Origin of the sequence: Amycolatopsis sp. NPDC059021 (assembly GCF_042739895.1) — a bacterium.
Lineage (GTDB): Bacteria > Actinomycetota > Actinomycetes > Mycobacteriales > Pseudonocardiaceae > Amycolatopsis.
Genome location: NZ_JBHYIQ010000175.1, coordinates 1 through 11969, shown reverse-complemented (window position 1 = coordinate 11969; position 11969 = coordinate 1). Strand labels below are relative to the sequence as shown.

Sequence of the window (11969 nt, the reverse complement as noted above, 5' to 3'; positions counted from 1 at the left end):
CTCACAAGGTCCGATGTCATCACTCACAGTGCCCATCCCGCCGGACCTCAGCCCGGCGTGTCGGGCCGGAAACACCGATCTTGGAACACTCCCTCCAGTTTTGCCTTCCCGGCCGTGGCAGTCAGGTAAGTGACCCGGAGAACGCCCGTCGTGGGTTCGCGGTCGATGAGCGCGTCGACGCCGTAGACCGACTCGATGAGCTCGGCGGTCAGCACGGTCTCGGGGGTGCCCGCGTCGACCACGTGTCCGCGCTCGAGGATGACGATGTGGTCGCAGTAGCGGGCGGCGAGGTTGAGGTCGTGCAGGGCGACGACGCAGGTGACGTCCAGTGTGCCCAGCAGATCGAGGAGTTCGAGCTGGTGACGGATGTCGAGGTGGTTCGTGGGTTCGTCGAGGAGGATCTCGCGGGGCTCCTGGGCTAGGGCACGGGCGAGCTGGGTGCGTTGTTTCTCTCCCCCGGAGAGCGTGTGCCAGCTCCGGTGCTGTTTGCCGGCGACGTCGACCCGTTCCAGTGCCGCGTCGACGATCCGCCGATCGTGCTCGGTCAGTGCGCCGAAGCGGCCCCGGAAAGGGATGCGCCCGAGCTCCACGACCTGGCGGACACTGACGTGGTTGTGGGCGGACACGTCCTGTTCGACCACGGCGAGCCGCCGGGCGAGCACCCGGCGGCCGAGGTCTCGGAGGCTGGTGTCGTCGTAGCGGACGGCTCCGGTGTCGGGCCTGCGCAATCCGGCGAGCAGACGCAGCAGCGTGGACTTCCCCGAGCCGTTGGGGCCGAGGATCCCGACGATCTTCCCGTCCTCGGCCGCCACGTCGACGGTGTCCAGCAGCCGATGGCCGTTGACCGACCAGGAGAGTCCGGTGGCGGTGATGCGACCCATCAGGACCCCAGACGCTTCAGGACAAGGGCGAAGGCGGGTGCGCCGAGAAGCGCGGTGATGACACCCGCGGGCAACTCGTGGGGCGAGAACGCGGTGCGGGCGAACGTGTCCACCCAGATGAGGAAGACGGCGCCCGCGATCGCGGCCAGGGGAAGCAGGGAGCGGTGCATCGGGCTCGCCAGGATGCGGACGGCGTGCGGGATGAGCAGCCCGATGAAGCCGATCGCGCCCGAGGCCGCCACGGCGGTCGCCGTGATGACCGAGGTCAGCACCATCAGCCAGACGCGGGCCGCGGTGACATTGATCCCCAGCGCGGCGGCGGAGTCCCAGCCGAACGTGAAGGCGTCGAGGGCGGGCGCGAAGAACAGGACGGCGAGTACTCCGGTCAGGATGATCACGACGGTGACGGTCACCGTCTGCCACCGGGCGCCGGCGAGAGTGCCGAGCAGCCAGTAGGTGAAGCCACGGGTGGAGTTGGCGTCCCCGCTGACCATGAGGATGACCGAGGTGACCGCGGCGAAGAACTGGGACACGACGACGCCGGTGAGCACCACGCGTGCGGGGGTGGCGACGCGGCCCCCGCCGAGCAGGACCAGCAGCACGACGAAGGAGGCCAGGCCGCCGAGAAAAGCTCCGCTCGACAGGGAAAGGGCGCTTCCGCCGACACCCAGCAGGAGCACGGCCACCGCGCCGGTGGACGCGCCGGAGGAGACGCCCAGCAGGTAAGGATCGGCCAGCGGATTCCTGGTGACCGCCTGCAGGACCGTGCCCGAAACCGCCAGTGCCGTGCCGACGGCGGCGGCCAGCAGCACACGCGGGAGACGGGACTCCCAGATCAGGGCGTCCAGCAATCCCGGCAAGGACGGGGCGGGGGCGATCCCGCCCAGGCCGATGTGCCGCATGATCGTGGAGAGGACATCGACGGGGCCGATGTTCGCGGTTCCGAACAGGGACGCCGCGAGGATCGACACGAACAACCCGGCCACCGCGAAGAAGAAGAGCACCACCGTCCGGGCACGCCGCGGGCGCACCGGAGTCGTTTCGCGCCCCACGACCGGATTCGGGGTACGCGTGGCAGTCCTGTCTGAACTCGTCGTCATGGCGGTAGGTCGCTCACCGAAGCCTGTTCAGGCCTTCGGCAACCGCGGGAACCGCGTACACGCTGCCGTAGCCAGGATCCATGTAGCGGCCGGGAATGGTGATGAACCGGTCGCCTGTCACCGCGCCGAGCTTGCCGGCGAGGGGGTCCTTCTTGAGCAGGTCGATCTTCTCCCGCGCGGTGTCGTTGGGCTCGCCCCTGGCCAGATCGGCCAGGATGATGACGTCGGGATTCCGGGCGGCGACCTCGTCCCAGCTCACCTCGGCCCATTTGGCCGACGCGTCCTTGAAGATGTTCTCGACCCCGAGGAGTTCGGAGATGTGCTGCGGCAGTCCGCCGGGACCCGCTGCCCACGGGGTGCCCGCAAGGGTGGAGTAGAACCACATCACCTTCAGCGGACGGTTCCGTTTCCCGGCGGAGCCCAGCGCCTTGTCCACCACGGCCTGCTGCTCGGCCACCAGCTTCTCCCCCGCGGCGGGCACGTCGAAGATCTTGGCCAGCCTGCGGTATTCCTCGTACATCAGCTTGAAGCCGGCACCGGCCACACTCTGGTGATAGGTGCAGTCGAACTCGGACAGGTAGGTCGGCACGCCCAGGTTGTGGAACTGCTCCCGCGCGCCGGACTGCTCCGGAGTGAAGAAGCTCGCGAAAGAGCCGTAGACGAAGTCCGGCTGCGCTTCCAGCACCTTCTCGTGCTTGATCTGCTGTCCGCGCGCGGACAGGATCGGGATCTTTCCGTACTGCCCGGCGATCTCGTCCGGCATCTTGTCGATCTCGTAGCCCGATCCGGCGATCCGGTCGCCCACTCCCAAGTGGATGAGGATCTCGGCGGCGGTCTGGTTCAGCGTGACGACTCGCTGCGGCGCGGCCTTGTAGGTGACGTCGGTGCCGCAGTTCTTGATGGTGAACGGGTAGGCCGTGGTGCCCTCCCCCGCCGCCTTTTCCTGCCTGCTCGCGCCGGAGGTTCTGTCGCCGGCGCAACCCGCCAGCGCGAACACGGCAACAGAGAACAATGCAGTGATAATCGTTTTCGTTTTCACTAACCAGACCTTAGCAGTCAGCATGCGCGTACAGAAGGGCTTGCGGCGGAGCCAGGAGACTTGCCGCCTCGACGAACTGCTCCTGGTGATGCCGGTCAGGAAGCCTGCCCGGCGAATCCTTCGAGTTGTGAGGCGAGTAGTTCGACGTAGGCGCCATTGAGGGCGAGAAGTTCTTCGTGGGTCCCGGTTTCGGCGACGCGTCCGCCGGAGACGACGACGATCCGGTCGGCGGTCCGGATGGTGGAGAGGCGGTGGGCGATGACGAGGGTCGTGCGGCCGTGCCTGGCTTCCTCCATCGCCCGGGTGACCGCCTGCTCGCTGGCGGCGTCGAGGTTCGACACCGCCTCGTCCATGACGAGGATCGGCGCGTCCTTCAGCAGGGCCCGCGCGATCGCGATCCGTTGCCGCTGCCCGCCGGACATGAGCGCGCCGAGTTCGCCCGCGACGGTGTCGTACCCGTCCGGCAGCGTCGTGATGAACTCGTGGGCCTGCGCGGCCCGCGCGGCAGCCTCGACCTCCTCGTCGGAGGCGTCGGCGCGACCGAGCCGGATGTTTTCGCGCAGGCTGGTGTTGAACAGGAAGGTGTCCTGCGGCACCAAGGTCATGAGACGGCGGAGATCTTCCTGGGGGAAGTCGCGAACGTCGTGCCCGCCAACGGAAACCGATCCGGCGGTGACGTCCCAGAACCGCAGCAGCAGGTTGGCGCAGGTCGATTTCCCCGCACCGGAATGGCCCACCAGCGCGACGGTCTCGCCGGGACGGATCTCGAAGCCGACCTCGCACACGGCGGGCCGCAGATCGTTGCGATAGGCGAAAGTGACGGCGTCGAAGCGGACATGCGGCACGATCGGGCCCGCCGGCGCCCGGCTGACCAGGTCCGTGACCGGGGCCGGCGCGTCGAGCAGCGTGGTGATGCGGTCGGCCGAGGACGCCACAATGGACAGCTCGCGCGCGACCTCGGTCACCTTCAGCACCGGCAGCATCGCCATCGCGGCGAGCACGACAGCGACCGGGAAGAGCGAGCGGTCGAGTTCGCCCGCGATGACGAGCCGCGCGCCGAGGACGAGCACCGCGAGCATGCCCAAGAGCGCGATGGTGTCCGTGGCGGCGTACTCGATGCCGCTGCGTCGTCCGTGCCCGGACTTCGCTTTGGCCAGCCGGACGCTCTGGTTGCGCAACAGCCCGAGCCGCTGGGCGTGTGCACCGAAGTTCACCAGCTCGCGCAGCCCCTGGAAGGTGTCGGTGCTGTCGGCGCTCATCCGGCCGAGGGAGTCGCGCAGCTCGTCTCCGTGCAGTTCGGCCTGACGCCGCAACCATGCCGGGACCGAGGCGAGCAGCAGCAGGACCGGAGCCAGCACGCAGGCCAGTGACCAGTGGAACCAGCCCAGCGCGACGGTGGTGGCCACCGGAACGGTCGACGCGACGGCAAGCGGGCTGAGCGTATGGGCGAAGAACAGCTCGATCTGCTCCACGTCGGAGACGGCGGCCGAGCCGAGGTCGCCGGAACGCCGTTCGAGCATGTACCCGGGCGAGAGCCGTTCGAAGGCGGCGAACACCTTGGCCCGGGTGTCGGCCAGCGCGCGGAAAGCGGCGACATGGGCGTAGGTGCTGTCGGCGATGCTCATGAAGACCAGCGGCACGATCAAGCAGCCGAGCGCGATCAGCCAGCCGGTGAGCTGGTCGAGCGAAGTGCCCGCGGCCGCCCGCGCCACCACGTACGCACCGATCCCGGACGAGGTGAGCAGGAGCAGTTGGTGCAGCACACCGGCCAGGTAGGCCACCGTGATGAGCCGGCGGTGCTCGCCGAGCAAGGGCATCAGGCTCCGCAGCCTGGTGACCAGCGACCGGGCAGGCGCCGGCGCGCCGCTCTGGCTGTGGCCGTGGCTGTGACCGTGGCCGTAGGTGGTCGAAGTCATACCGACACTCCTGTCTGGGTCGCGACGAGTTCCGCGTAGAAGCCCTTGCGTGCCACGAGATCCGGATGGCTGCCGCATTCGACCACCCGGCCGGAGTCCATCACCACGATCCGGTCGGCGTCGCGCACCGTGGACAGCCGGTGCGCGATCACGACCGTCGTCCGGCCGCGCGTCAGGTCACCGAGAGCCTGCGTGATCTCCGCTTCGTTGGCGGCGTCGATGCTCGACGTCGGTTCGTCGAGCACGAGTACGGGAGCGTCCTTGAGCAGGGCACGAGCAATCGCGATGCGCTGCCGCTCACCGCCGGACAGTTTGAGGCCGCGTTCGCCGACGATCGTCTCGAAGCCATGGGGCAGGCGGGCGATGAAGTCCGCCGCCTGCGCGGCGGTCACCGCGCGATCGATCTCCTCGTCGGTGGCCCCGGGTTTCGCGAGCAGCAGGTTCTCCCGGACCGTGCCGTGGAACAGATAGGTGTCCTGTGCCACGACGCCGACCAGCGATCGCAGCTCGGCCAACGGGAACTCGCGGATGTCACGGCCGTCGACGCGGATGGAGCCCGCCTCGGCGTCGAAGTACCGCATCAGCAGCCCGAGCACGGTGCTCTTGCCCGCTCCGGAACGGCCGACGATGGCCACCCGTTCACCCGGCGAGACCACCAGCCCGAACCCGTCCAGCGCCGGTGCGCTACGGGTCGGATAGCGGAACCGGAGATCGCGGAACTCCAGGCCGGGAGGATTCCGCCGCAGGGCGGGGGCCGTGGTCGCGGTGTCCGGCACCCGCGGTTCCAGGCGCAGTACGTCGGCGATCGCCTGGCCTGCCGGGATGGCGTAGTACGCCGCGTGGTAGGCCCCCTCCAGCTCCTGCATGGGCCGGAAGGTTTCGCGGGTCAGCATCAGAATCGTGAACAGTCCCGCGACACTCACCACGCCGGTGGCCGCGTGCCAGGCACCCAGAGCCACCGCGGCCGTCGTGCCGATCGGCACCATCAACGCCGCGACGCTCGAGGTACCGCACCACACCACCATCAGGCCGATGGAGTCCCGGCAGAACGCCTCACCACGCTCGACCAGTTCCCGGCCGCGCCTGCCACTGGCGTTGAACGCCTTGAGCGTCCCCATTCCCTGCACGGCGTCCAGGCTCTCGGAGTACATGCCCCGGTAGGACACCATCCAGCGGCTGCCCCGTTCCCTGATCGCCTGTTCCCCGAACAACTTGGACAGCGGCGCCAGCAGAGCACACACGAGCACCACGAGGCCCACCACCGGGTCGACCGCTATCACGTACACCGAAGCGAGGCAGGACCCCAGCACGGACGCCACCACGGTGGGGACGAACCGCCCCAGCAGCGGGTCGAGCAGTTCCACCGAGTCCACCAGCGTCGACTGCAGATCACCGGTACGCATCCGCTGCGCCTGGCCGGGCCCGATCTCCAGCAGTTTCAGCGTCAGCCCTTCGCGCACCGCGTCCTTCACCCGCGCCGATACCCGCGGTGCCCACCAGTCCCGCACCACGACCAGCACGACCCGCGCCAGCTGCAACAGGCCGATCAGGGCCAGGGACGCCAGCAGACCGCCGGCATCAACCGAGGAAAAGACCCGGAACAGCAAACGCGCGATCAGCAAGCCCTGACCGACATACGTCGCCGTCACCAGCAACGTCAGCAGGACGAGGCCGGCTATTCCCCGCCAGGCCCGCGGGCGCAAGCTCACAAACAACCTGATCGTCGACCACACGGCCGCACCTCCGCAAAGTATCGCTTACGAACGAATCCACCGATCCCCTCGGTGGAGACCGGCGTTCACCTCGGTGAGCGCGGCGGCCTTCAGCGTGGAGAGATTTGCCCGGAACGATGACGTTCCGCCCCTGCCATTTCCTGGTGGGCAGGTAACGCGGCGAGTAACCGGGATTCGTCAGGCGGCTTCCTGATTCCGCCTGCCGGGGCGTGCCGCAGCATCGAGGCGAGCCTGTCGGCGACCCGCGCGTCGAACAACCCGTTGGCCGCCATCCACTCGTCGTTGAACACGGTGTCCAGGTACCGCTCACCGCCGTCGCACACCAGCACGACGATGGTGGTCTCGGGCCCGACGCTCCGCGCCCGCTCCAAGGCCTTGTAGACCACGCCGCCCGCCGAGCCGCCGATCAGGATGCCGAAGTTCCTTGCCAGGTAACGACAGGTCTCGAAGGCCTCCGAATCACTGACCTTGATCCCCGCGTCGAGCACGTCGTAGTCGAGGACGTCGCAGATCTCCGAGACTTCCGGCGTCCCGGTGCCGGACTGGTGGTAAGGCGCCTGGTCCCCGCCGAAGTTGACGGAGCCCACCGGCTCGACACCGATGATCTTCAGGTCCGGGACCAGTTCCCGGAGAACGCGGCCGGTACCGCAGAGCGAACCACCGGTGCCGACAGCGCCGTACAGGTAGTGGATGTCCGCACCCAGGTCTTCGTGGAGTTCGAGGGCGAGGGGCCGGTAGCCGTTGGGATTCCCCGGATTGCTGTCCTGCGCGGTGAGGAACGCGCCCTGCTCGGCCGCGAGCCGGCGAGCACTGGCGTAGCGTTCGGCAGTGGCGAGTCCTTCCTCGCCTCCGGCGATGTTGAGCAACTCGGCGCCGTAGGCGAGCATCCCGCGCAGTTTGTCCACACTGGAGTGGTTGTCCACCACGGCGGTGAACCTGTAGCCACGCTCGGCGGCGATGAGCGCCAGGCCGAGCCCCGTGTTGCCCGAGGTGGCCTCGACCAGCCACCCACCGGGGAGGAGCAGCCCCTGCGCCTCGGCCTCGTCCACCATGTTCCTGGCCATCCGGATCTTCGCGGTGCCGGTGGGGTTGTACTGCTCCATCTTCAGCAGCACGGTTCCCGCCCCCTCCGGCACCGCCAGCCTGAGCAACGGCGTCCGCCCGATCAGGTCGGATACCCTGTCCTTGATCATCGCGTTCCCTTCGCGCGGATCTCCGCCAGACACTGCACGAAGACGTCGTTGTCTTCGGGGGTCGACAGTGAGGCTCGGATGAAGTTCTCGTATCCCGGTTCGCGCCACGCCTTGACGATGATCCCGGCGCGGTGCAACTCCCGGGCCACCCGGTCGGAGCGGCGGCCCGTGTCGATGAACAGAAAGTTGGCAGCGGACGGCGCCACGCGGAATCCCTTGCCGCGCAACAGATCCGCGACCCTGGTGAGCTCCAGGCCGGTGCGGCGCACCGTTTCCGCCAGGTGCGCGCGGTCCCCCAGCGCGGCGATGGCGGCGTCCTGCGCCAGCTGGTTGACGTTGTAGGGCGTGCGAACCCGGTCCAGCGCCTGGATCAGGGCGGCGTCGGAGGCGATGCCGTACCCCACCCGGATGCCCGCCAGGCCGTAGGCCTTGGAAAAGGTGCGCAACACGATCCACGGCCGGTCCTGCCCGCGCAGCACCGCCAGCCCGTCGGGGTACTCAGGGTTGGGCCGGGCGAACTCGCAGTACGCCTCGTCGAGCACCAGCAAGGCCGACTCCGGGGTGCCGGCCACGACGCGCTCCAGTTCACCGGCACTGAGCATCGCGCCGGTGGGATTGCACGGGTTGGCAAGGAAAACGAGCTTCGGACCCGCGGCCAGCGCGTCACCCCAGGCGGCCGCGTCGAACCCGAACCCGGCGGTGACCGGGACCTTTTCCACCCGTGCCCCCATCATGCGCGGGAAGATCTCGTGCAGGCTGAACCCCGGCGCCTGCGTGGTCACCAGGTCACCCGGATCGAGTACGGCCTGGCACACCAGCTCCAGGATGTTCTCCGAACCGTTGCCGAGCACCACGCGGCCGGCGGGCACGGCCAGGCTCCTTCCGATGGCCTCGGCCAGCCGCTTGCCGGTGGGGTCGGGATAGCGGGAGACGCCGGCCAAACGCAGGCGCACAGCCTCGGCGACCGCGGGCGAGACACCGAACGGGCTCTCGTTGTTGGACAGCTTGATCACGCGGGCGCCGCTGAGGGCGGCCACTTCGTCCGGGTCGGCGCCGGGATCGTAGGCGGGCAGGCCCGCCACTTCCCGGCGCACCAAGGACGCCGAGGTCGCCGGTTCGAGGACGTGGTTCATAGGACGATCGCCCGCCGGAACGCGGTGCTCACCAGAAGCCGACCCTTTCCCCGCGCCCGGCCGCCAGCGCGAGATCCGCGATGTACCGGCCCAGCGCGGCGTCGGTGACCGCCATACCGCTGTTGTAGGCGAAGACCACGTCGCCGGGATCGCGCCGGGCCTGCGCCCGGCCGAGCAGGATGTCCGGCAGTTCGGCGTCCACCGGGGGCAGGCTGCCGTCCGCGGCGCGCAGTTTGCCGCAGGTGACGTGCATCTGGGTGACGTTGGTGGCGATCCGGTAGTCCGCGCCGTGGAACACGTCGTGCACGCCGTACCCGAGCAGTACGGAGATCGATCCCGGTTTCACCCAGTCGCGCTGGACCACCTCCGTCACGGACAGACCGGAGGCGCCGATCAGGATGTCCGCTTCGCCCGCGGCTTTCCGGAGGTCGTCCACGATCTCGACCTCGCGGCCTTCGACACTGTCCTGAACGGCGCGCAAACCGTCGGGATAGGTGCCGAACACCTGCAGCCGCTCCAGTTCCGGCAGCGCGGCGACCAGCATCGGCAGGGCCATCTGCCCCTGGACACCGGTGCCGACGACCAGCGCGCTGCGAGCGCCGGGGCAGGCCGCGCGGGCGAACAACGCGCTGGTGGCCGAGGACCGCAACGGCCCGAGTTTCACCACGTCCATCAGCGCGATCGGCGCGCCGGTGGTGTCGTCGGCGACGAAGATGAACGAATGGAACCGGTAGCTGTCCCGCTTGCGGGCCGGATCGAACTCGTAGACGGCCTTGAAGCACACGGTGTCACTACTGGCGTCCCTGGCCACCATCGAATAACTCAGCGAGTGATCGTCCGGGTCCTCGATGACGGTTTTCACCGGGCTGTCCGACCCGTTTTCGCGCACTGCGCGGTAGGCCCGTTCGACGACTTCGAGCACCTGCCGGTAGTCGAAGTCCAGGCCTTCTTGCTGCGACTGCGGTAACAACCACAGCTCTCCAGGCGCGGCGTAGCTCTGTGACATACGAGACTTTCTCCTTTTGTTCTCGAAAGCGGGGTCAGATTCCGTCCAGCCGCCAGCGCGGTGATTCCGCGCCGTCGCCGAGCCGGAGAACCGCTTTCACCGGCAGCGCGGTGTCGTGGAATCGTGATTCGAGGAAGTCCATGTGATAGCCGGCGGTGTTGAAATAGACCAGGTGATCACCGGGCCGCACGGGCCGGGGGAACCCGATCTTCCGCCAGGTCACCATGTCGTTTTCCAGACAGGTCGAACCCGCGACGCAGGCCGGGAACAGCTCGTCGGCGGCGGGCCGGGCGGAGATCAGCAAGGGGTCCGGGAGGTAGTCGGTGTTGAACCACGGTTCGCTCAGACTGAGGCTGTTGCCCGCGACGGTGACGATCGCGTACCCGTCGGTGTCCCGCCGGTCTTCGACCTGCTGCACGCGGCACACGGTGAATCCGGCCTGGTCCAGCAACGACCGGCCGGGCTCGACGAGGAAACGGATGTCGTTGCGAGCCGCCTTCGCCGACAGGCTCACGTCACCGTCCACCGGGTGGCTCATGATCATGCGCGCCGCCTCGGCGGGAGGATGCCCTCCGTACGGATAGAAGGAGAAACCCCTGGCGGCCTTGGTCCCGTGGTAGTGGGCAGGCTCGTTCTGCCGGAGGAATTCGTCCCAGAGCCGCGGCTCGACATAGCGCATCGGTAACCCGCCGCCGATGTCGACCAGTCCGGCGGACAGCGCACCACGCCGCCGGGCGTCGAGGCAGTGCTCGATCATCTCGTTCGCCGCGATCGCGCGTTCCCCGGGCGAATAACCGTTGAGGTGAAAAGAAAATCCCCGGAGATTCACGTGGTCGGCGAGTTCCACGCACAGGCTGACGGCCGCGTCGCGCTCCGCGGCGGCCATGCCGAAGCGGCTTCCCGGTTGACCCTCTGTCCGGGATCTCACCAGCACCCTGACCTTCCGGTGCGCGAGCCGCGCGGTCGCGGCCAGCCTGCGGAGTTCGCCGATCGAGTCGAGGGCGACCAGGCAGTCGTGCTGGACGGCGAGCGCGTGCAGTGTGTCGTCCTTCTCCGGGCCCGAGATGCCGATCCGGTGTCCGGGTACTCCGCCTGCCAAGGCTTTGACCACTTCGGCGCTGCTGGCGGCGTCGATCCCGGCACCGAGGGCAGCGGCCGAGGAGACGAAGCAGCCGGCCTTGTTCGCCTTCTTGGCGAACAGGATGTCGACGTCGGCGCCCGTCTCGGCGAACGCCCGCCGGAGGCCGGTGATGTTCTCCTCGAAGACCTCCGGCAGCACGACATGCAGCGGGGACCCCAGGCCGTCCAGCAGGTCGGCCAGCAGGGCCCGGTGATCGTCCACGAGCGTGGCGACGGTGGGATGCCGAAGGGCGGTGAGCGGGAAGGGCCGGACTCCGGTCAGCGGAGTCCCTGGTCGCGGCATGAGCACCCCAAACTTATACATGAAAATGGTTATCATTTGCAATAGTGGTGTAGACCACGCCCCTGCCGGAGGGGCCAGGCGCGCGCAACCTTGCGCCGAGGACGCAAGGTGATCAGGACTTGTGCACGCAGAATCCCGCCAGTGCCACATCCCGGAACGCAGGGCCGTCCGGTTGCGAAGAGTGCCTCCCAGTCAGCTGACGCAATCGGCGTTCACGAGTTCCACCAGGAGCCGACCCGGGCAACCGGCCGGCATTCCCCTCAGAAGCGATGCGTCTACCGCGAAACTATGGCCCACTTTGGTGCTTGTCAACCATTTGTCACATTCCCATATTGCCACCTCGACATATTTCGTCACCAACCGCCACCCGAAGAGTTCCCGGCCGGCTTGGCGACGACTCCCGAAATCCGGAAAACACGGCGCCCACAGTTTCTCCCGGATTATGGTGATACCAAATCGCCCCCGCGGCCGGACAGTCCGCCTGTATGTCCTTTGTGGAGCGTGGTGCCGTGAAGGGGGCCTTCGCGGCGCTGAGTGCCGTGAAG

General features: G+C 68.3%; 9 protein-coding genes. All 9 read right to left on the bottom strand.

Going from position 1 to position 11969, the window contains the following annotated elements; all coding sequences use genetic code 11:
• Positions 1-47 precede the first annotated feature (47 nt).
• The 9 genes from ACFWX1_RS46825 to ACFWX1_RS46785 all read right to left on the bottom strand — a co-directional run bounded on the left by ACFWX1_RS46825 (position 48) and on the right by ACFWX1_RS46785 (position 11424).
• Complete coding sequence (locus ACFWX1_RS46825) at positions 48-881, bottom strand: ABC transporter ATP-binding protein (protein ID WP_378396408.1); 834 nt, start codon at positions 879-881, stop codon at positions 48-50.
• Complete coding sequence (locus tag ACFWX1_RS46820) at positions 881-1933, bottom strand: FecCD family ABC transporter permease (protein ID WP_378396407.1); 1053 nt, start codon at positions 1931-1933, stop codon at positions 881-883. The genes ACFWX1_RS46825 and ACFWX1_RS46820 overlap by 1 nt, the downstream gene beginning before the upstream one ends.
• A 61-nt stretch (positions 1934-1994) precedes the next feature.
• Positions 1995-2993, bottom strand: coding sequence for an ABC transporter substrate-binding protein (locus ACFWX1_RS46815; RefSeq protein ID WP_378396406.1), 999 nt, complete (start codon positions 2991-2993; stop codon positions 1995-1997).
• A 122-nt stretch (positions 2994-3115) separates the two neighbouring features.
• Positions 3116-4936 carry an ABC transporter ATP-binding protein gene (locus tag ACFWX1_RS46810; protein ID WP_378396405.1) on the bottom strand — a complete coding sequence of 607 codons (1821 nt, stop codon included), beginning with the start codon at positions 4934-4936 and terminating at the stop codon, positions 3116-3118.
• Positions 4933-6645, bottom strand: a complete 1713-nt coding sequence (locus ACFWX1_RS46805) for an ABC transporter ATP-binding protein (protein WP_378396404.1) — start codon at positions 6643-6645, stop codon at positions 4933-4935. The genes ACFWX1_RS46810 and ACFWX1_RS46805 overlap by 4 nt, the downstream gene beginning before the upstream one ends.
• A gap of 113 nt (positions 6646-6758) precedes the next feature.
• On the bottom strand, positions 6759-7862 hold the full coding sequence (locus tag ACFWX1_RS46800; RefSeq protein WP_378396403.1) for a PLP-dependent cysteine synthase family protein: 1104 nt from the start codon (positions 7860-7862) through the stop codon (positions 6759-6761).
• The gene (gene hisC / locus ACFWX1_RS46795) at positions 7859-8995 is read right to left on the bottom strand and encodes a histidinol-phosphate transaminase (protein WP_378396402.1); all 1137 of its coding nucleotides are present in this window, start codon (positions 8993-8995) and stop codon (positions 7859-7861) included. The genes ACFWX1_RS46800 and hisC overlap by 4 nt, the downstream gene beginning before the upstream one ends.
• 28 nt (positions 8996-9023) lie before the next feature.
• Positions 9024-10001 (bottom strand): ornithine cyclodeaminase, encoded by a 978-nt coding sequence (locus tag ACFWX1_RS46790; protein WP_378396401.1) that lies wholly within the window; start codon positions 9999-10001, stop codon positions 9024-9026.
• A gap of 34 nt (positions 10002-10035) precedes the next feature.
• Positions 10036-11424, bottom strand: a complete 1389-nt coding sequence (locus ACFWX1_RS46785) for an alanine racemase (RefSeq protein ID WP_378396400.1) — start codon at positions 11422-11424, stop codon at positions 10036-10038.
• Between the last annotated feature and the right edge of the window lie 545 nt (positions 11425-11969).